Origin of the sequence: Streptomyces sp. NPDC006326, from assembly GCF_040612915.1 — a bacterium.
Lineage (GTDB): Bacteria > Actinomycetota > Actinomycetes > Streptomycetales > Streptomycetaceae > Streptomyces.
In genome coordinates this window covers 1-19,538 of record NZ_JBEXRC010000022.1, presented here as the reverse complement: position 1 = coordinate 19,538, position 19,538 = coordinate 1, and the positions used below count along the sequence as shown (strand labels likewise).

23 protein-coding genes and 1 riboswitch are annotated in these 19,538 nt (G+C 72.2%); of the genes, 11 read left to right on the top strand and 12 right to left on the bottom strand.

Going from position 1 to position 19,538, the window contains the following annotated elements; all coding sequences use genetic code 11:
* Positions 1 to 28: 28 nt before the first annotated feature.
* Positions 29 to 1,006, bottom strand: coding sequence for a glucosyl-3-phosphoglycerate synthase (locus tag ABZ128_RS18570; RefSeq protein ID WP_356849539.1), 978 nt, complete (start codon positions 1,004 to 1,006; stop codon positions 29 to 31).
* Between the two features lie 196 nt (positions 1,007 to 1,202).
* Positions 1,203 to 1,355: riboswitch (SAM riboswitch) on the top strand.
* A 17-nt stretch (positions 1,356 to 1,372) separates the two neighbouring features.
* Here ABZ128_RS18570 and thrC point away from each other — a divergent pair.
* The 4 genes from thrC to groL all read left to right on the top strand — a co-directional run bounded on the left by thrC (position 1,373) and on the right by groL (position 5,508).
* Entirely contained in the window at positions 1,373 to 2,647 is a 1,275-nt protein-coding gene (gene thrC / locus ABZ128_RS18565) for a threonine synthase (RefSeq protein ID WP_356849538.1), read from the top strand.
* Between the two features lie 36 nt (positions 2,648 to 2,683).
* On the top strand, positions 2,684 to 2,962 hold the full coding sequence (locus tag ABZ128_RS18560; RefSeq protein ID WP_356849537.1) for a MoaD/ThiS family protein: 279 nt from the start codon (positions 2,684 to 2,686) through the stop codon (positions 2,960 to 2,962).
* Between the two features lie 382 nt (positions 2,963 to 3,344).
* Positions 3,345 to 3,548, top strand: coding sequence for a cold-shock protein (locus ABZ128_RS18555; RefSeq protein ID WP_005315736.1), 204 nt, complete (start codon positions 3,345 to 3,347; stop codon positions 3,546 to 3,548).
* Between the two features lie 340 nt (positions 3,549 to 3,888).
* Positions 3,889 to 5,508 carry a chaperonin GroEL gene (groL, locus tag ABZ128_RS18550; RefSeq protein WP_356849535.1) on the top strand — a complete coding sequence of 540 codons (1,620 nt, stop codon included), beginning with the start codon at positions 3,889 to 3,891 and terminating at the stop codon, positions 5,506 to 5,508.
* A gap of 144 nt (positions 5,509 to 5,652) precedes the next feature.
* On the opposite strand, the gene ABZ128_RS18545 is transcribed toward groL, so the two are convergent.
* The gene (locus ABZ128_RS18545) at positions 5,653 to 5,826 is read right to left on the bottom strand and encodes a hypothetical protein (RefSeq protein ID WP_356849534.1); all 174 of its coding nucleotides are present in this window, start codon (positions 5,824 to 5,826) and stop codon (positions 5,653 to 5,655) included.
* Positions 5,827 to 6,362: 536 nt separating this feature from the next.
* Between ABZ128_RS18545 and ABZ128_RS18540 the strand changes: the two genes are divergently transcribed.
* The gene (locus ABZ128_RS18540) at positions 6,363 to 6,971 is read left to right on the top strand and encodes a phosphoribosylanthranilate isomerase (protein ID WP_356849533.1); all 609 of its coding nucleotides are present in this window, start codon (positions 6,363 to 6,365) and stop codon (positions 6,969 to 6,971) included.
* A 6-nt stretch (positions 6,972 to 6,977) separates the two neighbouring features.
* Here the strand turns inward: ABZ128_RS18540 and ABZ128_RS18535 are convergent, their stop codons facing one another.
* Complete coding sequence (locus tag ABZ128_RS18535) at positions 6,978 to 7,313, bottom strand: protease inhibitor I9 family protein (RefSeq protein WP_356849532.1); 336 nt, start codon at positions 7,311 to 7,313, stop codon at positions 6,978 to 6,980.
* Between the two features lie 389 nt (positions 7,314 to 7,702).
* On the opposite strand from ABZ128_RS18535, the gene ABZ128_RS18530 reads away from it, so the two are divergent.
* Positions 7,703 to 8,884: a S8 family peptidase gene (locus tag ABZ128_RS18530; RefSeq protein ID WP_356849531.1), complete on the top strand. Its 1,182-nt coding sequence runs from the start codon at positions 7,703 to 7,705 to the stop codon at positions 8,882 to 8,884.
* Positions 8,885 to 8,893: 9 nt separating this feature from the next.
* Here ABZ128_RS18530 and ABZ128_RS18525 read toward each other — a convergent pair whose 3' ends face one another.
* Together ABZ128_RS18525 and ABZ128_RS18520 are read right to left on the bottom strand one after the other, a co-directional pair.
* Positions 8,894 to 9,148: a DUF397 domain-containing protein gene (locus ABZ128_RS18525; RefSeq protein ID WP_356849529.1), complete on the bottom strand. Its 255-nt coding sequence runs from the start codon at positions 9,146 to 9,148 to the stop codon at positions 8,894 to 8,896.
* Complete coding sequence (locus tag ABZ128_RS18520; RefSeq protein ID WP_356849528.1) at positions 9,132 to 9,968, bottom strand: helix-turn-helix transcriptional regulator; 837 nt, start codon at positions 9,966 to 9,968, stop codon at positions 9,132 to 9,134. The genes ABZ128_RS18525 and ABZ128_RS18520 overlap by 17 nt, the downstream gene beginning before the upstream one ends.
* A 114-nt stretch (positions 9,969 to 10,082) precedes the next feature.
* On the opposite strand from ABZ128_RS18520, the gene ABZ128_RS18515 reads away from it, so the two are divergent.
* Positions 10,083 to 10,301: a hypothetical protein gene (locus tag ABZ128_RS18515; RefSeq protein ID WP_356849526.1), complete on the top strand. Its 219-nt coding sequence runs from the start codon at positions 10,083 to 10,085 to the stop codon at positions 10,299 to 10,301.
* On the top strand, positions 10,298 to 11,002 hold the full coding sequence (locus ABZ128_RS18510; RefSeq protein ID WP_356849525.1) for a hypothetical protein: 705 nt from the start codon (positions 10,298 to 10,300) through the stop codon (positions 11,000 to 11,002). The genes ABZ128_RS18515 and ABZ128_RS18510 overlap by 4 nt, the downstream gene beginning before the upstream one ends.
* On the opposite strand, the gene ABZ128_RS18505 is transcribed toward ABZ128_RS18510, so the two are convergent.
* The 5 genes from ABZ128_RS18505 to ABZ128_RS18485 form a co-directional block, all read right to left on the bottom strand.
* Positions 10,948 to 11,595, bottom strand: a complete 648-nt coding sequence (locus ABZ128_RS18505) for a GNAT family N-acetyltransferase (protein ID WP_356849523.1) — start codon at positions 11,593 to 11,595, stop codon at positions 10,948 to 10,950. The two genes, ABZ128_RS18510 and ABZ128_RS18505, sit on opposite strands and share 55 nt — an antisense overlap.
* 7 nt (positions 11,596 to 11,602) lie before the next feature.
* Entirely contained in the window at positions 11,603 to 11,959 is a 357-nt protein-coding gene (locus ABZ128_RS18500; RefSeq protein WP_356849522.1) for a hypothetical protein, read from the bottom strand.
* Positions 11,960 to 11,981: 22 nt separating this feature from the next.
* Positions 11,982 to 13,466 (bottom strand): PTS transporter subunit EIIC, encoded by a 1,485-nt coding sequence (locus tag ABZ128_RS18495; protein WP_356849520.1) that lies wholly within the window; start codon positions 13,464 to 13,466, stop codon positions 11,982 to 11,984.
* Between the two features lie 83 nt (positions 13,467 to 13,549).
* A complete protein-coding gene (gene murQ, locus ABZ128_RS18490) occupies positions 13,550 to 14,482 on the bottom strand; it encodes an N-acetylmuramic acid 6-phosphate etherase (RefSeq protein WP_356849519.1) in 933 nt (310 codons plus the stop codon).
* Positions 14,479 to 15,408: a MurR/RpiR family transcriptional regulator gene (locus ABZ128_RS18485; RefSeq protein ID WP_356849518.1), complete on the bottom strand. Its 930-nt coding sequence runs from the start codon at positions 15,406 to 15,408 to the stop codon at positions 14,479 to 14,481. Before ABZ128_RS18485 ends, murQ begins: the two co-directional genes overlap by 4 nt.
* Before the next feature lie 97 nt (positions 15,409 to 15,505).
* Between ABZ128_RS18485 and ABZ128_RS18480 the strand changes: the two genes are divergently transcribed.
* Both ABZ128_RS18480 and ABZ128_RS18475 read left to right on the top strand, forming a co-directional pair.
* On the top strand, positions 15,506 to 15,877 hold the full coding sequence (locus tag ABZ128_RS18480; RefSeq protein ID WP_356849517.1) for a hypothetical protein: 372 nt from the start codon (positions 15,506 to 15,508) through the stop codon (positions 15,875 to 15,877).
* Between the two features lie 7 nt (positions 15,878 to 15,884).
* A complete protein-coding gene (locus ABZ128_RS18475; RefSeq protein ID WP_356849515.1) occupies positions 15,885 to 16,151 on the top strand; it encodes a DUF4031 domain-containing protein in 267 nt (88 codons plus the stop codon).
* A 63-nt stretch (positions 16,152 to 16,214) separates the two neighbouring features.
* On the opposite strand, the gene ABZ128_RS18470 is transcribed toward ABZ128_RS18475, so the two are convergent.
* Together ABZ128_RS18470 and ABZ128_RS18465 are read right to left on the bottom strand one after the other, a co-directional pair.
* Complete coding sequence (locus ABZ128_RS18470; RefSeq protein WP_356849666.1) at positions 16,215 to 17,438, bottom strand: Cmx/CmrA family chloramphenicol efflux MFS transporter; 1,224 nt, start codon at positions 17,436 to 17,438, stop codon at positions 16,215 to 16,217.
* 56 nt (positions 17,439 to 17,494) lie between these two features.
* Complete coding sequence (locus ABZ128_RS18465) at positions 17,495 to 18,148, bottom strand: hypothetical protein (protein WP_356849513.1); 654 nt, start codon at positions 18,146 to 18,148, stop codon at positions 17,495 to 17,497.
* 116 nt (positions 18,149 to 18,264) lie between these two features.
* Between ABZ128_RS18465 and ABZ128_RS18460 the strand changes: the two genes are divergently transcribed.
* A complete protein-coding gene (locus ABZ128_RS18460; RefSeq protein ID WP_356849511.1) occupies positions 18,265 to 18,951 on the top strand; it encodes a copper homeostasis protein CutC in 687 nt (228 codons plus the stop codon).
* Positions 18,952 to 19,538 lie beyond the last annotated feature (587 nt).

Genomic DNA, 19,538 nt, shown 5'->3' with positions numbered 1-19,538 from the left:
GGCCGCCCCGCTCAAACGTGGATGTTCCTCACGCCACGCGGCGGCCCGCGTACTCCTTGATCTCCCTCATCGGCGGCCGCTCCTCCGTGTCCACGGGGTACGTGCGCGGCACGAACCCCTCCGGCCCCCGCTCGAACTGGGTGAGCTCCGGCCGGACCAGATGGGCGCGGGAGAGCCGCAGCTGCGCCGTGCGGTAGATCGCCGCGGCCATCCGGCCCAGCGCCTGCCCGTCCTGGTGGCGGTGCAGCCGTACGCCGACGTCCACCTGGGCCAGCGCGTCCAGCCCGACCGTGTGCAGCGCGTCCACCAGCAGGCCCAGCTCCACGCCGTAGCCCACGGGGAACGGCAGGCGCTCCAGCAGGGAGCGGCGTACGGCGTACTCCCCGCCCAGCGGCTGCACGAAGCCGGCCAGCTGCGGCCAGTGCAGGTTCAGCAGCGGCCGGGCCACCAGCTCCGTGACCCGGCCCCCCTGGCCGGGGGTCCTGCCGGAGGCGGGCCCCTGGAACTCCGTGCCCAGGGGGCGGTCGTACATGGCCTTCACGAACTGCACGCCGGGCTCGGTCAGCAGCGGGCCGACGATCCCGGAGACGAAGGCGGAGGAGAAGTCCCGCAGGTCCGCGTCCACGAAGCAGACGATGTCCCCGCCGGTCACCAGCAGCGAGCGCCACAGCACCTCGCCCTTGCCGGGCAGGGCCGGTATCCGCGGCAGGATCTCGTCGCGGTGCACGACGCGGGCGCCGGCCCCGGCCGCGACCTCGGCCGTCCGGTCCGTGGAACCCGAGTCGACGACCAGCAGCTCGTCGACGAGCGGGAGCGGCAGTCCGTCGATGAGATCGCGCCGGATCACCTCGACGATGGCGCCGACCGTCTCCTCCTCGTCCAAGGCGGGCAGGACCACGCTGACCGTGGTGCCCGCCGCCCGTTTGGCGGAAAGCAGCTGGTCGAGCGGTCGGTCGGCAGCGGACCAGGAGCGGTCCGCCAGCCAGCGCTCCACCTCTTCCAGCACGATCGGCACTCCTTGATTCCTCGGTGGGTCCGGCCCATTCGGCCGAAAAGTGATCCATCTCGCGGTTCGGACGGCCGTCTCACCCGCCCGGGCACTTCGGTTACAGTCTTGAACAACGCGAAGGACCGCCGCATGCCGGGGGTCCTCGTGCACAAACGCCCGGGTGCGCCACAGAGCGCGCGGCCCGGTGCCATACCGCTCATCCAGAGGGGCAGAGGGACACGGCCCGTTGAAGCCCCGGCAACCCTCCAGTCGGTTCTCGCGATGCGATACGCACGCCGCGGGGTCCCCGGCTAGGGAAGGTGCCAATTCCGTCTCATGGCGAAGTGCGCCATGGGGAAGATGAGGAGAAAGGGCCTCGCCATCATGGCTGCACAGACTGTTGCCACCTCTGTCGATCTCGGACCTGCCACCGGCCTCTCGTGTCGTGAGTGCGGTACCCGCTTCGAGCTGGGCCCCGTCTTCGCGTGCGTCGAGTGCTTCGGGCCGCTGGAGGTCGCCTACGAGCTCCCCACCGGTGACCCCGAGGCCCTGCGCGCCGCGATCGAGGCCGGCCCGAACAACATCTGGCGCTACGCCCCGCTGCTGCCCGTCCCCGCCGACGTGGCCTCCAAGCCCAGCCTGAACCCGGGCTTCACCAAGCTCGTCGACGCCGAGAACCTGGCCAAGGAGCTCGGCGTCACCGGCAAGCTCTACGTCAAGGACGACTCCGGCAACCCGACGCACTCCTTCAAGGACCGCGTCGTGGCCATCGCCGTCGAGGCGGCCCGCGCCTTCGGCTTCACCACGCTGTCCTGCTCCTCCACCGGCAACCTGGCCGGCGCCGTCGGCGCCGCGGCCGCCCGGGCCGGCTTCCGCTCGTGCGTGTTCATCCCGCACGACCTGGAGCAGGGCAAGGTCGTCATGGCCGGGGTGTACGGCGGCGACCTGGTCGGCATCGAGGGCAACTACGACGACGTCAACCGCTTCTGCTCCGAGCTCATCGGCGACCCGCTGGGCGAGGGCTGGGGCTTCGTCAACGTCAACCTGCGCCCCTACTACGGCGAGGGCTCCAAGACGCTCGCGTACGAGATCTGCGAGCAGCTCGGCTGGCGGCTGCCCGACCAGCTCGTCATCCCGATCGCGTCCGGCTCGCAGCTGACGAAGATCGACAAGGGTCTCCAGGAGCTGATCAAGCTCGGCCTGGTCGAGGACAAGCCGTACAAGATCTTCGGCGCCCAGGCCGAGGGCTGCTCGCCCGTGTCGACCGCCTTCAAGGCCGGTCACGACGTGGTCCGCCCGCAGAAGCCGAACACCATCGCCAAGTCGCTCGCCATCGGCAACCCGGCCGACGGCCCGTACGTCCTGGACATCGCGCGCCGCACCGGCGGTTACGTGGAGGACGTCAACGACGAGCAGGTCGTCGAGGCCATCAAGATCCTCGCGCAGACCGAGGGCATCTTCGCCGAGACCGCGGGCGGCGTGACCGTCGGCGTGACGAAGAAGCTCATCGAGAACGGGCTGCTCGACCCGGCGCTGACCACCGTGGTCCTGAACACCGGTGACGGCCTCAAGACCCTGGAGGCGGTGGCCGCGGACAGCGGTCAGACCGCCACCATCCGCCCCAGCCTGGACGCGTTCCGCGCCGCCGGCCTGGCCTGACCCTCTCCCCCCGTACCCCGGAAAGGCAGTAGCGCCATGAGCGTCAACGTCCGCATCCCCACCATCCTGCGCACCTACACCGCCGGCCAGGCCGAGGTTCCCGCCGAGGGCGCGACCCTGGCCGAGGTCATCGAGTCGCTGGAGAAGAACCACCCGGGCATCGGGGCGCGCATCCTGGACGACCAGGGCAAGCTGCGCCGCTTCGTGAACGTGTACGTCAACGACGACGACGTGCGCTTCGAGGGCGGCCTGCAGGCGGCCACGCCGGACGGCGCCGGGGTCTCGATCATCCCCGCCGTGGCCGGCGGCTGCTGACACGCGCAACCGTAATTACCCCCTCCGTTAATAAGCGGAGGGGGTAATTCTGCTTGGTTGGGCGCGCTAGAGTTGGGGAAGTCCCTTCCGCTGTTCTTGCCCGCCGCATATGAGCGGGTCGCGTGAGGGTTGACATTGAGTCAATATGCACGCGTGGTATGGGGCTTTGGCGAGATTTGTCGGGCCCGAGTTGCCCGGGTAGATGCCAAATTTTCACTCTATTTCAATGTATCTGCGTGACCAGATTTCTCGTCGGATTGACCTGTTGCTCACAGCACCGGTGCAGATACATTCAGCCGCGGTCGAGGCGTTCCGGCGCAAGTTCTGACCCGGGACCGCGAAGTGCGGTCCTGCGCAAGGGCCAGTAATAGGGGAGTTAGGCATGGCTCAGGGCACCGTCAAGTGGTTCAACGCGGAGAAGGGCTACGGCTTCATCGCGGTCGACGGTGGTGCGGATGTGTTCGTCCACTACAGCGCCATCCAGATGGACGGGTACCGCACCCTTGAAGAGGGTCAGCGGGTCGAGTTCGAGATCTCGCAGGGCCAGAAGGGTCCGCAGGCGGACATGGTCAAGCTCGCCGTCTAGTCCCGGCGCGATCGACCACCGACGCACACGCACGAGGGCCCGCATCCCCGACCGGGATGCGGGCCCTCGTGCGTGTCCGGGGTTGCGGGCCGCACGGGTCCGGGTTGGGCTGAGCCGCTTGCACTCGCGGGGGTCGAGTGCTAATCATTGGCGTTAGCACTCTCGTGCTGAGAGTGCTACTACACAGGACCGGGTCGGTGAGGCCCGCAGGGTCCGGCGGGAAGGAACCGCCGGGCACGCAGGCCGTCCGTCGCGGGCGCGGGCGCGGTCCGGAGCAATCCAACCCTCCCCTCGCGCCTCGCGGCGCAGGGGGAACCCCAGTCCTGGAGGACCACTTCAGATGGCCAAGATCATTGCGTTCGACGAGGAGGCCCGGCGCGGTCTCGAGCGCGGGATGAACCAGCTCGCCGACGCCGTCAAGGTCACCCTTGGCCCCAAGGGTCGCAACGTCGTCCTTGAGAAGAAGTGGGGCGCCCCCACGATCACCAACGATGGTGTCTCCATCGCCAAGGAGATCGAGCTCGAGGACCCGTACGAGAAGATCGGCGCCGAGCTGGTCAAGGAAGTCGCCAAGAAGACGGACGACGTCGCCGGCGACGGTACGACCACCGCGACCGTGCTGGCCCAGGCGCTCGTCCGCGAGGGCCTGCGCAACGTCGCCGCCGGCGCCAACCCGATGGCCCTCAAGCGTGGCATCGAGAAGGCCGTCGAGGCCGTCTCCGGCGCCCTGCTGGAGCAGGCGAAGGATGTCGAGACCAAGGAGCAGATCGCTTCCACGGCCTCCATCTCCGCCGCTGACACCCAGATCGGCGAGCTCATCGCCGAGGCCATGGACAAGGTCGGCAAGGAAGGCGTCATCACCGTCGAGGAGTCCCAGACCTTCGGTCTGGAGCTGGAGCTCACCGAGGGCATGCGCTTCGACAAGGGCTACATCTCGGCGTACTTCGCCACCGACATGGAGCGTATGGAGGCGTCGCTCGACGACCCGTACATCCTGATCGTCAACTCCAAGGTCGGCAACGTGAAGGACCTCCTTCCGCTGCTGGAGAAGGTCATGCAGTCCGGCAAGCCGCTGCTGATCATCGCCGAGGACGTCGAGGGCGAGGCCCTGTCGACCCTGGTCGTCAACAAGATCCGCGGCACCTTCAAGTCCGTCGCCGTCAAGGCCCCGGGCTTCGGCGACCGTCGCAAGGCCATGCTCGGCGACATCGCCATCCTCACCGGCGGCACGGTCATCTCCGAGGAGGTCGGCCTCAAGCTGGAGAACGCGGGCCTCGACCTGCTCGGCCGCGCCCGCAAGGTCGTCATCACCAAGGACGAGACCACGATCGTCGACGGTGCCGGTGACAGCGACCAGGTCCAGGGTCGCGTCAACCAGATCCGCGCCGAGATCGAGAACTCCGACTCGGACTACGACCGCGAGAAGCTCCAGGAGCGCCTCGCGAAGCTGGCCGGCGGCGTGGCCGTCATCAAGGCCGGTGCCGCGACCGAGGTCGAGCTCAAGGAGCGCAAGCACCGCATCGAGGACGCCGTGCGCAACGCGAAGGCGGCCGTCGAGGAGGGCATCGTCGCCGGTGGTGGCGTGGCCCTGCTCCAGGCCTCCGCGGTCTTCGAGAAGCTGGAGCTGGAGGGTGACGAGGCGACCGGCGCCAACGCCGTGAAGCTCGCCCTGGAGGCCCCGCTCAAGCAGATCGCCGTCAACGGTGGCCTTGAGGGTGGCGTCGTCGTCGAGAAGGTGCGCAACCTGCCCGTCGGTCACGGCCTGAACGCCGCTTCCGGCGAGTACGTCGACATGATCGCCGAGGGCATCATCGACCCGGCGAAGGTCACGCGCTCCGCCCTGCAGAACGCCGCGTCGATCGCCGCGCTGTTCCTGACCACCGAGGCCGTCATCGCCGACAAGCCGGAGAAGGCCGCCGCCGCTCCGGGCGGCATGCCGGGCGGTGACATGGACTTCTGATCGGCCCCGGCTGATCGGCTGTTCTCGACCGAGGGCGGTACTCCCCGTACGGGGGGTGCCGCCCTCGGGCGTTTCACCGCCCGTCGGCCGCCGCGGCCGTCGGCGCCGCTTCGCGTACGCCTCCCCGCGACGGCCCGGCCTGCGTCAGAACCCGCTCGTGTCGAGCACGCAGTCGAAGGGCTTCGGGACGTGCAGGTCCTCGCCGAAGGAGACCGTCGTGCGGGAGCGGTAGCCGTGCGGGGAGGGGTCCCAGAAGCAGGTGATCTCGGAAGCCTCCATGTCGATCACCAGGTAGACCGGTACGAGCCGGCCGTACACGTCCAGCTTCTCGTTCCAGTCGGCGTCATGGGTGGAGAGGGAGGTGAACTCGCCGACCAGCGACAGGGCCGCGCCGTCCGCGTGCCGGCCTTCCTCGTCGAAGGCGGACTCATCCGCGACGTAAGGTCCGGTCCGTAGCCGCGCTCTGCCGTGGGGAACCGGAAGAGGAAAGGGGAGGTATCCGCGAAGTGCCCGTCCGGAACGTGGGCCTGAAGCTGCTCGCGCAGTACGCGCATGCGACGGGAGTAGCGCAGCTTGGACCACGGTGAAACGATGATCTTCCCCCGGATGAGCTCGGCCTTGAAGCCGTCTGGCGTGTCCATCTCCTCGACGGTGCGCAGGAGGGTCTCGAAGGTCGGCGGTGCCGCGTGCTGTATCGGTGTGGCCCGTTCGATCATGATCGTCACCGTCGTCCTCCGCCGTGGCGTGCTGCCCGCCGGGTATGAGCCTCGTCCCAGGCTAGCGGCGCGTGGGGGGCCGCGCCCGGGTGCCGAGACGGCTCGGCACCGAACGGGGGGTTTTGCTTGACTGGGGGCATGAGCGAGAGCAGGGCACCCTTCGTCAAGATCTGCGGGCTGAAGACCGCGCGGGACGTCGACACCGCCGTCGAGGCCGGGGCCGACGCCGTCGGGTTCGTGTTCGCCCCCGGCAGCCCCCGGACGGTCGACGCCGGCGCCGCGCGGGAGCTCGCCGCGCGGGTGCCGGGCGGGGTGCTCACCGTCGGGGTGTTCCGCGGGCAGTCCGTGGACGAGGTCCGGCGGCTGACCGAGGAGAGCGGCGTGCGCGGCGTACAGCTGCACGGCGACGAGGGCCCCGAGTATTACGACGCCCTGCGCGCCGAGGGCCGCACCCTGCTGCGGGCCACCGCCCTGCACGTCGCCCGGTGCGGGGAGTTCGGCGAGGACCTGCTCCTGATCGACGCCCCCGACCCCGGCTCCGGCAAGCCCTGGAACTGGGCCTCGCAGGAGTTCACCGCCCCGGCGGGCCACTGGCTGCTGGCCGGCGGCCTGAACCCGGGCAACGTCCGCGAGGCCGTGGAGACCACCGGCGCCTGGGGCGTGGACGTCTCCAGCGGCGTCGAGAGCTCCCGCGGCGTGAAGTCCCCGGACCTGATCCGTGCCTTCGTCGAGGCCGCCCGCGGCTGATCCGGCCTAGAACGTCCAGCCCGGGGAGGCGGTGCCGTCCTCCTCGATGGACTCCACGCCCGGCAGCACCTCCAGCGCCGCGACCTGGGCGGGGGAGAGCCGGGCGGCGAAGCCGTGCAGGGCGGAGCGGAACACGTGCACCGGCGTGACCCCGACCAGCCCCGCCACCTCGGCCGGGTCCAGGTCCCTCCGCACGGTGACGATGTACGTCGGGTGGTCGACGGGGAAGACGTACGGCACGGGTCCGCGCACGGAGGCGGTTGCCGCGGACACGGGCAGGCAGGCGACGGCGGCCAGGACGGCGAGGGCCACGGGCAGGACTCGGCTCAGGGGCAGGCGCATGGGGTGAGGCCACCACGCGGCGCCGCCGCCGGTCAACGACGTCCGCAGGTGTGGCGGGGGCACGGGGAGCGCACCGGCCGTGCGCTCGCCGGTCCGGGGGCGGACCATACGGGTGATCTTGCGCAGGTGCCCGGGGCCCGGCCGGCCGGGGATGACGGGCCCGCACGGCCTTGACCCGCAAGGGCCCGCCCCCTTGCGCGGGGTGTGCGACAGCGCGGCGCGGGCCGACGCGGACCGCGGACGACCGGCCGGGCGGGCGGCGGCGGGTCAAGCCGCACCGGGGCGCAACCCGATGGAAGGAAAGGCCGCACCAGGACGGACGGACACGCGCCGTCGTGGAGGCGGCCTCACCCATGCCGAGCCCCCCTCTCCTTCAGGGAGTCACCTCCATGCGCCTGCTCGCACGTCTGGCCACGGCCGTCCTCCTCACCGCGCTCCCACTCGCGGCCGGTACGGCCTCCGCCGCCGGCCCGGAGCCGACCCCGGCGCCGCTGTACACCTCGCCGAACGCCGTGCCCGGCCAGTACATCGTCTCCCTGGAGAAGGGGGTGGACGGTGCGGTGGCCGCGCAGCAGCTGGGCCTGAAGCCGTCGTTCGTCTACACCTCGGCGATGAACGGCTTCGCGGTATCGATGACCGCGGCGCAGCTGGCGACCGTCCGCAGCACCGCGGGGGTGAAGTCGGTCGAGGAGGACGCGGCGGTCCAGTCCGTACCGGTGCCGACCAAGGCGCCCGGCCTGCGGGCGCCCGCCGCCTCGTGGGGCCTGGACCGCATCGACCAGAGCGCACTGCCGCTCGACAACAGCTTCGCCCCGCTGGGCAACGGGGCCGGGGTGACCGCGTACATCCTCGACACCGGCATCGACTACACGCACACCGAGTTCGGCGGACGTGCCGAGCCGGGCTTCGACGCGATCGGCGACGGCCGCAACGGGCTGGACTGCCAGGGCCACGGCACGCACGTCGCGGGTACGGTCGCCGGTGCGACGTACGGGGTGGCGCGCAACGCGCACCTGGTCAGCGTCCGTGTCCTCGGCTGCGACGGCAGCGGCACCTGGTCGGGCGTCATCGCGGGCATGGACTGGGTGGCCGAGAACGCGGTCCAGCCCGCCGTCCTGAACGGCTCCCTCGGCGGCACCAAGTCGGACGCGGTCAACACCGCCGCCACCGCCCTGTCCGACGCGGGCGTCCTGCCGGTCTTCGCGGCGGGCAACTCCGCGCAGGACGCCTGCGGCGTCTCGCCCGCCTCGGCGCAGCGCGTGGTGGCGGTCGGCGCGACCGACGAGTACGACCAGGAGACGAGCTTCTCCAACTACGGCACGTGCCTCAGCCTCTACGCCCCCGGGCAGGACATCGTCTCCGCGAAGCTCGGCGGCGGCAGCATGGCCCTCGACGGTACGTCGATGGCCGCGCCGCACGTCACGGGTGTGGCCGCCCTCTACAAGGCGACCCACCCGAACGCCGACCCGGCTGAGGTCAGCGACTTCCTGGAGCGCGAGTCCACCAAGGACATCGTGAGCAGCATCAGCCTGGGCAGCCCGAACCGGCTGCTGTTCACCGGCGGGCTGTGACCTGGCCGGTCAGAGGGACGCGACGAACTCCGCCCAGGCCCGTGCGTGGAACACCACGTGCGGGCCTTCGGGCTGTTTGGAGTCCCGGACGGGGACGAGGTTCGGGTGGCCGTCGGCCACTCCGAGGCACTCGCCGCCGTCGCCGCCGCTGTGAGTGGACTTCCGCCAGGTGGCCATCTCCAGGCAGTCGCCGCCGCTGCCGTCGCTGTAGCTCGACTTGTGCCAGGTGGCCGCTGACAGGTCGTACTCAGGCGTGCTGGTCATGCGCGTAATCCTCCGCTACAGACTCGATCAGGGCCAGTGATTCGTGTGGTGGCAGCGCACTAGCCGTGAGCAGATCGTAGGTCAGGGAGTGGCGGGCGACCTCAGCAGGATCGTCGAACAGCAGGCCCGTTCCATTGCCTTGAGAATAGGCGAGCGGGGGAGCGTCCTCGAAGGACATCAGCTTGATGGAGCCGCCTGTGGACGCATGTGCACCGTGGCTGAACGGGAGGACCTGGACGATGATCCGGTGGGACCGGATCAAACCAGCGATGTGCCGAAGTACCTCGGCCATGACCGCCGGGCCACCGACTTGCCGCCGAAGTACCGCCTCGTCAAGGACACACCACAACATCGGCGTTGTTGGCTCATTGAGCAGTGCAGCCCGCTCCAGCCGGTTCGTCACGAGCTCGTCAATGACGTCCGTCGTCGCAGTCGGCTGATAGGCACGGCAGACGGCCCGCGCATACGACTCTGTCTGGAGCAGCCCTGGCACGATCAACGGTGCGTATTCACGGATCGCCGTCGCGAGGGCTTCGGCCTCGGCTGCCGCGGCGAAGTGATCCGGGTACTTGGACTTGGCCGCCGCGTTGCAGTTGCGGACAAAGAACCCGTCCGTGTGGAGGATCTCGTCTATCTGCCGCGCGAATTCGATGTGCATCCGGCGGGTGCCCGCTTCGAGCTGGCCGATGAACGAGCCGCTGACGAAGAGGGGTTCGCCCAACTCGGCCTGGCTGAGGCCGGCGCGCTCGCGCGCGACGCGGAGTTCGGCGCCGAGCAGGGCGCGGGGCGAGGAGGACGGGTCGAGGCTCTTGCCTGCCATGGCAACTCCCTGGCCAACAGGTCCGGTTGTTTCGGGTTCGTCCTTGAAGGCTATCCATCCCGTCACCACTCTGTGTACAGAAGACGAACACTCAGAGTAGAAAGGTGACATGTCATGGTGCTCTCCCCCAAGGAGCGGCTGCAAGCGGCCGAAGAGGCGGTGGCACAGCTGAAGTTGGCGCTCAGCGGGGTGGGTGTGGTGCTCCCGTCGCTCGGGGTGGACGTGGTGTCCGCGGCGGGGACGTACGGGCTGCCGCTGGTCGAACTCGGCCGCTGCAACCTCGACACCGCGCTGCGACTGGCCGCCGTGCTCCACGAGCGGGCGCACCCGTGAGCGGGGACGAGCGGGCCCGGTGCGAGGCCGCCCTGGAGGGGTTCTTCGAGGTGGCGCGGGGGTGGGAGTTCGAGCTGGCCTGGAAGCTGTGCTGGTTGGAGAAGGGCTTGGTCGGGGAAGGGTGGCGGCGTCCGGGCACGGGCCTTTCGGTCCGGGCGGAGCAGGACGCGCGCAGTGGTCTGTGGACGGCCGTCGGTGATGACGGGGAACGGCGGGTGCGGGAGATGGCCGGTACGGCGGACGAGGCGACGGCCCTGGTGCAGGAGGCGCTCGGGCTGACGGCGTGGCGGCCGCAGCCGCCCCCGCCGCCGGGGTGGCACCGGTTCACGCTCATCCACTGCCCGGTGGACGGCTCGTCGGAGGAGGACGAGCCGCGCTACGAGGCGATCCGGGTGCGGCCGCCGAAGGGGTGCGTGGTCGAGGACGTCGGCGGGTGCTTCGGGATGCGGTGCGAGCGGCCGGGGGCGCGGTTGCTGGACGCGGTGGCGGAGCTCTGCGGTGAGATCCGGGCGGGGTACGGGCTGGTGATGGCCGACCTGGGGATCGAGAAGCTGTGGGAGTGGTCGCAGGACGGCACGGACGGCTGGGGCGCCGAGATCGTCGGGCAGTTGCTGCTGATGGCGGCGGAGCGGGCGCCGAAGCTCGGCTACAGCACCGACGACCTGGTGACCTTCCTGCGCACCGCGTCCCGGGCGGCCTGAGCGGGCGGCGGTACCGGGTCCGTGCGGAGGCGGGCGTGCAGGTGCTCGTCGTGCCAGCCGTCCGCGTGGAGGAGGGCGCCCCGCATGGTGCCCTCCAGGGGGAAGCCGGCCTTGGCCGCGATCCGGCACGAGGCCGGGTTGGCCACGGAGTGGGTGATGCGCAGCCGGTGCAGGCCGAGCTCCTCGAAGGCCCAGCTGCTGACCCGGTCCACGGCCGGGGCCATCGCGCCGCTGCCGCGGCCGGCCGGGAGCAGCCAGTAGAGGAACTCCGCGCTGCCACCCGGCAGATCGAAGTCGGCGAGCCCGATCAGCCCGACGGGCAGGCCGCCTTCGGCCGGTGCCACGGCCCACATCACGGCCCGTTCGGCCAGGCGGCGGTCCTCCCACGCGGCGATGCGCTCCCGCGCCTGCTCCGGTGACAGCAGCCCGGGGCGGTTCCAGTGCCGGATGTCCGGGTCCAGGCAGGCCTGTACCAGCGCCGGGGCGTCCTGCGCGGCCCAGGGCCGCAGGACGAGTCCGCCCGGGAGGGCGAAGGACGGCTGTGCGAGGGCGGCCAGGCGGCCCGGCGCAACCACGGGGGGTATGTCGGTCATGCGCCCATCATGCGGCGTCGTGGAAGTGGGACAGGAGTGCGTCGGGCTCTGCGCCGAGGGTGAGGTCGGGCGGGACGGCGGGGCCCCAGAGCCAGGTGCGGTCGCAGCTGAAGCAGAAGACCATCTCGAACAGGAGCTCCTCCACGGCGTCGTAGACGCGCAGGCCGAAGCCCGGGGCCGGGCAGGCGCGGCGCCCGCCCGGCTCCATGGAGGAGAGCAGCGCGAGCGCCTCGGAGGCGTCCTTGGCGGTCCAGGAGGCGAGGCGGCTCCCGGTGACGGGATCGCCGAACCGTTGCGGGCGCTCGGTGAGGCGTACGACCTCGATCAGGGCGGTGGCGGCAACGGCGTCGGCGGGGAACTCCATCCGGAAAGTCTCTCCGTTCGCCCTAGATTTTGGCCATAGCGGGCCCCTGCGCCGGTTGGACGGTGGCCGGATCCGTGTTTTCGGCGTCCGTGTTCAGGTCGGTCAGCATCTGCCGGGTGAAGCCGAAGAAGTAGGTGGCGACGAAGCCGGCCAGGTAGCCGACGCCGAGGCCGCCCGCGTAGATGGCGAGGCTCAGGCCCAGGCCCGCCGTGCCGTCGAGCAGCGGGAACAGCGCCCAGCCGGACGGGCCGATGGCCGTGGAGCCGAAGGTGACGCCGAGCTGGTGGAAGAGGCCGACGAAGGCTCCGCCCGCCGCGCCGCCGGCGCAGGCGGTGACGAAGGGGCGGCCGAGCGGGAGGGAGACCCCGTAGATCAGCGGTTCGCCGACGCCCAGGAAGCCCGCGGGCAGGGCCGACTTGATGGTCGTCCGCAGGGAGCGGTTCCGCGGCAGCCGGCAGTAGACGGCGAGGGCGGCCCCCACCTGGCCCGCACCCGCCATGGCCAGGATCGGCAGCAGGACCGTGTAGCCGGACTGCTCGATCAGGGTGGTGTGGATCGGGATCAGCGCCTGGTGCAGGCCGAGCATCACCAGCGGGAGGAACAGCCCGCCCAGGACCAGGCCCGCGAAGGCGCCGCCGCGGGCGAGCAGCCAGTGGGCGGACGTACCGATGGCGGTGGAGACCTCGCCGGCGAGGAACATCAGGCCGAACAGGGTGACCAGGCCCGCGACCAGGACGGTGAGGGTGGGGGTGACCAGGACGTCCACCGCCTCCGGAACCCACCGGCGGCACCACTTCTCCACGTGGACGGCCAGCAGCGCGGCCGCGAGGGCGCCGAGGACGCCGCCCTGGCCGGGGGAGAGATGTTGGCCAAAAGCATCCACCTTGGCGACGCCCGGGAAGACGATGATCGCGGCGACCGCGCCGCCGAGGACGGGCGTACCGCCGAACTCCTTCGCGGTGTTGTGGCCGACGAAGACCGCGATCAGCGACATGAAGCCGGAGGCGAGGGCGGCGAGCGCCGGGGCCACGGCGGGCAGCCGGCCCGTGTTCACCAGTACGCCGTTCAGCCCGGCGATGATGCCGCAGCCGATCAGCGCCGGGATCAGCGGCACGAAGACGTTCGCCACGCGGCGCAGGAACAGCTTGAAGGGGGTGCTGTTGCGGGCCTTCTGCGCTTCCTTCAACGCGGCTCCCCGCTCGGCGAGTTCCGCGGCGGTGACCGGCAGGGGCGGGGCTGCGGCCCGGCCCTCCTCGACCAGGGCCTCGAACTCCGGGGTCACGCGGGCCACGGTGCCTGGGCCCAGCACGATCTGGTAGGTGTCGGCGTCCTCGACCACGCCCAGCACCCCGGGCAGCGCCCGCAGCGCCGTGTCGTCGACCAGCGAGCGGTCGTGCAGGGCCAGGCGCAGCCGGGTCATGCAGTGGGCGATGGAGGCGATGTTGTGGGGGCCGCCGACCAGGGGGAGGAGCGCGGCGGCGGTGGCGCGGTTCTTGTCTGTGCTCATGTGAGGGTCGCCTTGCCGTGAGGGAACCGGGGGAGGGGAACCGTGGGGTCGGGAGGCGTGCGGGGTGCTGCCGGGCGGTGCGGTCAGGGGGCCTGCGGGGTGCGGTCGAGGGCCGCGCGGAGATGGCCGTCCGCGGCGGTGAGCAGGGCGGCGGCGGTCGGTCCGTCGACACCGCCGAGGAGGACGAGGAGGGCCTGCTTGACCTCGCCGCGGGTGGCGGTGAGCGCGGCCTCGATCTCCTCGTCGGGGGCGCCGGTGGCGAGGGCCAGGATGTGGCGGGAGCGGGCGCGGAGCTTGTCGTTGGTGGCGCGGAGGTCGACCATCAGGTTCCCGTACGTCTTCCCGAGCCGGATCATGGTGAGCGTCGAGATGAGGTTCAGGACGAGCTTCTGCGCGGTGCCGGCCTTCAGGCGGGTGGAGCCGGTCAGCAGCTCCGGGCCGACGACGACCTCGATGCCGTGTTCGGCGGCCGCGGCGAGCGCGGAGCCGGCGTTGCAGGCCAGACCGACAGTGAGCGCACCGCGCGTACGGGCGAAGCCGATGGCGCCGACCGCGTAGGGGGTGCGGCCGGAGGCGGAGATGCCGACGACGGTGTCGTCGGCGCCCAGGTCCAGGGCGATGAGGTCGGCTTCGGCGAGCTCGGCGGAGTCCTCGGCGCCTTCGACGGCCCGGAGCATCGCGGAGGGGCCGCCCGCGATCAGGCCGACGACCTGGGCCGGGTGGGTGTTGAAGGTGGGCGGGCATTCGCTGGCGTCGAGCACGCCGATGCGGCCGGCAGTGCCGGCGCCCGCGTAGACGAGCCGCCCGCCGCGGGCCATGCGGGGCGCGATGGCGTCGATCGCGGCGGCGATCCGGGGCAGCTGGCCGGCCACCGCGGCCGGGACGGTGGCGTCCTCGGCGTTCATGAGGCGGGCGAGTTCCAGGGTGGGGAGGCGGTCGATCTCGGCCAGTTCGGGGCGGAAGGCCTCGGTGGTCAGGGCCGCGAGCTGGGCGCGGAGGTCGGCGTACGCGGTCATGGGCGTTGCTCCTGGCGGCTGGTGGGGCGGTGGCGGGGGGCGAGTGCCTCGTAGGAGGCGGCGAGGGCGGGCGCGGCGGTCTCGTACGTCTGCTGCGCGACGGCGACGAACAGGCAGTCCACGACGAGGAGCTGGCTGGTGCGGCTGGACATGGCGGCCGGACGCAGCCGGCTCTCGCGGGCGGCGGAGGTGGTCAGCACGTGGTCGGCGTGCCGGGTGACGGGGGACTGCGGGCGGCCGGTCAGCGCGATGGTGGTGGCGCCGCGCTCGAAGGCCGTACGGAGGGGGTCGATCACGTCACCGGTGGCGCCCGAGTGGGTGATCGCGACGGCGGCGTCGCCCGGACGGAGCTGGACGGCGTTGGTGACGGCCAGGTGCGGGTCGGCATGGGCGAGGGCGAGGAGCCCGATGCGCTGGAGCTTCTGCGCCAGGTCCTGGCCGACGAGCGCCGAGGCGCCGACGCCGTAGATGTCGATCCGGCGGGCCGTCGCGAGCGCGGTGACGGCGGCGGCGAGCGCGGCGAGGTCGAGCCCGGCCGCCGTGTCGGCGAGGGTCTGGGCCTCCTCGCGGGCCAGCTTGGCGACCACGTCGGGGAGGGGGTCGTCGACGGTTATGTCGACGGTGACGGCGGGCGCGGCGCCGGATTCCTGCTGCGCGGCGAGCGCGGCGAGGGCCAGGCGCAGGTCGCGGTAGCCCGGATAGCCGAGGAGGCGGGCGGCGCGGACGACGGTGGCCTCGCTGGTGCCGGTGTGCTCGGCCAGGGCGGTGACGGTGAGCCGGGCGCACCCGGCCGGGTCGGCGGCGACGGCCTCCGCGACGGCCAGCACGGAGCGGGTCATGGAGGGGGCGAGCGCGCGGACGCGGGCGTGCAGCGGGGTGCGGGCGGTGAACGCCTCGGCGAAACTTTCCTTCATGACCTCACTCATGTGTGAAATCTATTTTCGGAAACCTCGGAGCGGCAAGCCGCCGGGCGGGGACCGACCGACCTTCACCACCCGGCCGGTGCGGGTTCACAATGGCCCCATGGACCACGCGACCCCCCTGGAACAGGCGCTGCACGCCGCCCGTGCCCTGGTACTCGCCGATCTCGTCGCGGGCGAGGTCGCCGAGGCCGATGTCGTCTCCCTCGTCGAGGACTCGGTCATGCACCGCCGGTGGTGGGTGGAGCAGTGGCCGGAGGGGGTCGACTACCTCGCCGGACTCGTCGCCCAGGACGTACAGGACGCACTGCTGGAGAAGTACGGGCGCTGGCCGCTGTGCCCGGTCTGCTCGCACGGCGATCCGCACGCGCTGGACGTCGAACCCGAACTCGGACCCGATCCGCACTGGGTGTGCGGGAAGGCGGGAGTGAAGGTCGCCGCGGTGGGCGGCCTCGGCCCCGTCTTCGGCCGGTGAGCCGCCGGTGACGATCTACATCGACCCGCCCACGTGGCCGGGCCACGGCCGCATGTGGTCGCACATGGTCAGCGACCTCTCGGTGGAGGAACTGCACGCCTTCGCGGCGAAGATCGGCTGCCCGCCGCGGGCCTTCGACGGCGACCACTACGACGTCCCCGAGGACCGGTACGCGGACGCGGTGGACGCGGGCGCGGTGGAGGTCGGCAGCAAGGAACTGGTCCGCCGCCTGACGGCGGCGGGCCTGCGCCGCCCGAAGGGCCGCCCGGCGTAGCCGCCGGGAGCGGGGCGGCGCGGGGACCGCGCCTGGGGGGTCGTCAGGGGCACTCGCAGTGGTTCACGTACCCGTGGTGACGCGGTCCGCCGGTGTCGGGCGGGCGGGTGACGAGGCGACGATGCGGGTCGGGGACGGCGGCGTACGCCGCTCCAGGCGGAGGGCGACCGCGCCCAGGCCGATCGCGGTGAGCGTCATCGCGGATCCGGCCCAGGCGGTGGCCGCGAAGCCGTGGCCGGCGGCGATGACCGTACCTCCGAGCCACGGGCCGCCGGTGTTGCCCAGGTTGAACGCGGCCGTGGTGGTGGCTCCGGCCAGGGTCGGGGCCGCGCCCGCGACGTTGAACATGCGGGCGTTGAGCGCGGGCGCGGTGAAGAAGGTCGAGAACCCGATCAGGAACGAGAGCCCGACGGCGGCGGCCGCCGACGAGGCCAGCAGGGCCAGCGCCACGAGGAAGAGCGTGGAGGCGGTGATGCCCCACAGCATCACCCCGAACAGGTGCGCGTCCGCGAACCGGCCGCCCACCGTCGTACCGGCCAGCGCACCCACCCCGAACAGCGCCAGCACCCACGGCACCCAGCCGGAGTCCAGCCCGGCGACGTCCGTGAGCAGCGGCGAGAGGTAGCTGAAGGCGCAGAACACGCCGCCCGCCGCGAGGGCCGTGACGCCGATGGAGAGCCACACCTGCCGGTCGCGGTAGATGCGCAGCTCGCGTACCGGTGACGGCCGCTCGGCGGGCAGCGGGATCCTCGGGATGAGCGCGACGATGCCGGCGAGCGCGACCGCCGAGGCCGCGCCGACCGACCAGAACGCGGAACGCCAGCCCAGGTGCTCGCCGAGGAAGGCGCCTGCGGGGACGCCGAGGACGTTGGCGATGGACAGGCCGCCGATCATGACGGCCATGGCCCGGGCGCGCTGGTTCTGCCGGACCATGGCGATGGCGACGGCCGCGCCGACCGCCCAGAAGCCGGCGCAGGCGAGCGCCGAGACGACGCGGGAGGCGAAGAGGAGCGCGTACGAGGGAGCCAGCGCGCCCGCGACCTGCCCGAGGCCGAAGAGGCTGATGAGGCAGATGAGGGTGGTGCGGCGCGGGAGGCGCAGGGTGGCCACGGCCAGCAGGGGCGCGCCGACGACCATGCCGATCGCGAAGGCGGATATCAGCAGGCCTGCCTGCGGGATGGTGACGCCCATGTCCCCGGCGATGGGGGGCAGCAGCCCGGAGAGCATGAACTCACTGGTGCCGAGGGCGAAGACGGACAGGCCGAGGACGTAGACGGCGAGGGGCATGCGGGAGCGGGCGGAGGCGGGGGGCATGTCTCTGCCGAACCGCCGCGAAAGGGATCTCATTCCCCGGGGCCGGTGAGGCGTGCGAGCTCCGCGGCCAGGTTGTGCCGGGCCGGGGCCTCCCAGTGGGCGGTGCCGTGCGGGGTCCGGAAGAGGCGGGGCAGGTCCAGCAGCTGGCGCAGGACGGCGGCCCGGCCGGTACGGAAGGCGTCGTCGGGGACGAAGCCGTACTCGGCGCGGACGGCGGCGGTGTACGCGGCGTACGCCTCCGGGCCACCCGCCAGGACGGCCAGGTCCGCGTCGCACAGCACCTCGCCGTTGGTGTCGCCGGAGGCGGGGTCGTGGGTGACGGTGAGCCGTACGAGGCGGGCCACCTCGGCGGTGCGGGCCGCGTCGATGCCGAGTTCGGGCAGGGCCCGCTCGGCGAGGGCGGCGCTGCGCTCCTCGTTCTCGGAGCGGTCGGGGCGGTAGACGGCGTCGTGGAACCAGGCGGCGAGTTCGACGGCGGCGGGGTCGGCGGCGTGCGGGGCGAGGACGTCGATCCGGGCGAGGACGTCCGCCAGGTGGGCGGTGGTGTGGTACCGGCGCTGGGGCTCGGCCCAGGCGGTGAGGAGCCGGTCGGCGTAGGGGGCGGGGTCGAGGCCGGGGTCGGCGCCGGCGGCGGCGGTGGTGGCGGCCCAGCGGGCGCGGAGGTCTGCGGTCGCGGTGTCCATGGGCACATTCTGCGGGCGGCGTGATTGTGCTGGTGGTGGGTGGGCAGGGGCCCGTACTCTAAATATTGGACTAGACCTATTTTTCGTACCAGCAGCTTTCCGGAGGAGTGGGGCCCATGAGCAACCGTGCAGTCCTGGAGGTGATCGCCCTCGACGTGGAGGACGCGGTCGCGGCCCAGGCGGGTGGGGCGGACCGTCTTGAACTGGTCACCGACATGGCCGCCGACGGGCTCACCCCGTCGCGCGAGACCTTCGCGGCGGTCAGGGCGGCGGTCGACATCCCGCTGCGCGTGATGCTCCGCAGGACGGACGGGTTCGCCGCCGGTCCCGTCGACCTCCTCGTCGAGCAGGCGCGGGAGCTGCGGGCGGAGGGGGCGGAGGAGTTCGTCCTCGGGTTCCTGAAGCCGGACGGCGCGGCCGACCTGGCGGCGATCGAGGCGGTGCTGGGGGAGCTGGGGGGCTGCCGGTGGACCTTCCACCGGGCGATCGACCGGGCGGCGGACCGGGACCAGCTGCGGAAGTCCCTCGCGGAGCTGCCGGGGCTGGACACCTACCTGACGGCCGGGTCGGCGGAGGGGGTCGGGGCGGGGCTGCCGGTGCTGGTGGCCGAGGCGGGGCGGCGGGGGGAGCCGGGGTACGGGGCGCGGCTGCTGGTGGGCGGGGGGCTGGAGCTGTCGCACCTGCCGGTGCTGCTCGGGGCGGGGGTGGACGGCTTCCACATCGGAGGCGCGGCCAGGCCCTCGGGCTGGTCGGCCCCGGTCTCCGCGTCGGCGGTGGCCACGTGGCGGGAGGCCCTGGCCTAGCGCCCCGGGGGCTCCGCCGGGCGTGGTGTCGCTGCCCGGGGCCGGCCTGCGGCCGGGGCGGGCTCCGCCGGCTTCGGTGTCGTTGCCCGGGAGCGTCCTGTGGCGGGGTGGTGCCACTCCGGAAGTTCGTCTCGGCTCGCGGATCCTCGCGGGATCGCGAACGGACGCGGCGGTGACCGCTCATCCTCGACTCACCACCGCAGTGTCCCCACCCCACCTGCACGTCTCGCGGGCCGGCCCCCACAGCGGCCACGGACGGTCGTCGGACGCCAAGCCGGGAGGAGCGCGTAGCGATCTGAGGCGCTGGTGGCCCCGGTCGGCCCCCGATGGTCATCTCATCGTCGCCATCTGCAGCTTGACCCGGGCTGAACCCGGAACAGGAGGGCGGTCGGCCCCGAACGAAGAACCGGCGGCGGGAAACGGCCCCGGCATCGCCGACGGGCCCGCTCCGAACCCGTACCCCCGGCCATTCCCCGGGGGCTTCCCGGCAGTCTTTGTCTTTCCGGGGCGGGCCGGGCGGTCAAGGGGGGCTGCAGGCCATCGCGAAGCGACGCGACGAAGGAGCGCCCTTGACGGCCCGGCCCACC

Bases quoted from the DNA above. Each gene is read 5' to 3' on its own strand.
- thrC (WP_356849538.1), top strand. From the start codon at position 1,373: ATGGCTGCACAGACTGTTGCCACCTCTGTCGATCTCGGACCTGCCACC.
- ABZ128_RS18560 (WP_356849537.1), top strand. From the start codon at position 2,684: ATGAGCGTCAACGTCCGCATCCCCACCATCCTGCGCACCTACACCGCC.
- ABZ128_RS18555 (WP_005315736.1), top strand. From the start codon at position 3,345: ATGGCTCAGGGCACCGTCAAGTGGTTCAACGCGGAGAAGGGCTACGGC.
- groL (WP_356849535.1), top strand. From the start codon at position 3,889: ATGGCCAAGATCATTGCGTTCGACGAGGAGGCCCGGCGCGGTCTCGAG.
- ABZ128_RS18540 (WP_356849533.1), top strand. From the start codon at position 6,363: ATGAGCGAGAGCAGGGCACCCTTCGTCAAGATCTGCGGGCTGAAGACC.
- ABZ128_RS18535 (WP_356849532.1), bottom strand. From the start codon at position 7,313: ATGCGCCTGCCCCTGAGCCGAGTCCTGCCCGTGGCCCTCGCCGTCCTG.
- ABZ128_RS18530 (WP_356849531.1), top strand. From the start codon at position 7,703: ATGCGCCTGCTCGCACGTCTGGCCACGGCCGTCCTCCTCACCGCGCTC.
- ABZ128_RS18525 (WP_356849529.1), bottom strand. From the start codon at position 9,148: ATGACCAGCACGCCTGAGTACGACCTGTCAGCGGCCACCTGGCACAAG.
- ABZ128_RS18520 (WP_356849528.1), bottom strand. From the start codon at position 9,968: ATGGCAGGCAAGAGCCTCGACCCGTCCTCCTCGCCCCGCGCCCTGCTC.
- ABZ128_RS18515 (WP_356849526.1), top strand. From the start codon at position 10,083: ATGGTGCTCTCCCCCAAGGAGCGGCTGCAAGCGGCCGAAGAGGCGGTG.
- ABZ128_RS18505 (WP_356849523.1), bottom strand. From the start codon at position 11,595: ATGACCGACATACCCCCCGTGGTTGCGCCGGGCCGCCTGGCCGCCCTC.
- ABZ128_RS18500 (WP_356849522.1), bottom strand. From the start codon at position 11,959: ATGGAGTTCCCCGCCGACGCCGTTGCCGCCACCGCCCTGATCGAGGTC.
- ABZ128_RS18495 (WP_356849520.1), bottom strand. From the start codon at position 13,466: ATGAGCACAGACAAGAACCGCGCCACCGCCGCCGCGCTCCTCCCCCTG.
- murQ (WP_356849519.1), bottom strand. From the start codon at position 14,482: ATGACCGCGTACGCCGACCTCCGCGCCCAGCTCGCGGCCCTGACCACC.
- ABZ128_RS18485 (WP_356849518.1), bottom strand. From the start codon at position 15,408: ATGAGTGAGGTCATGAAGGAAAGTTTCGCCGAGGCGTTCACCGCCCGC.
- ABZ128_RS18480 (WP_356849517.1), top strand. From the start codon at position 15,506: ATGGACCACGCGACCCCCCTGGAACAGGCGCTGCACGCCGCCCGTGCC.
- ABZ128_RS18470 (WP_356849666.1), bottom strand. From the start codon at position 17,438: ATGCCCCTCGCCGTCTACGTCCTCGGCCTGTCCGTCTTCGCCCTCGGC.
- ABZ128_RS18465 (WP_356849513.1), bottom strand. From the start codon at position 18,148: ATGGACACCGCGACCGCAGACCTCCGCGCCCGCTGGGCCGCCACCACC.
- ABZ128_RS18460 (WP_356849511.1), top strand. From the start codon at position 18,265: ATGAGCAACCGTGCAGTCCTGGAGGTGATCGCCCTCGACGTGGAGGAC.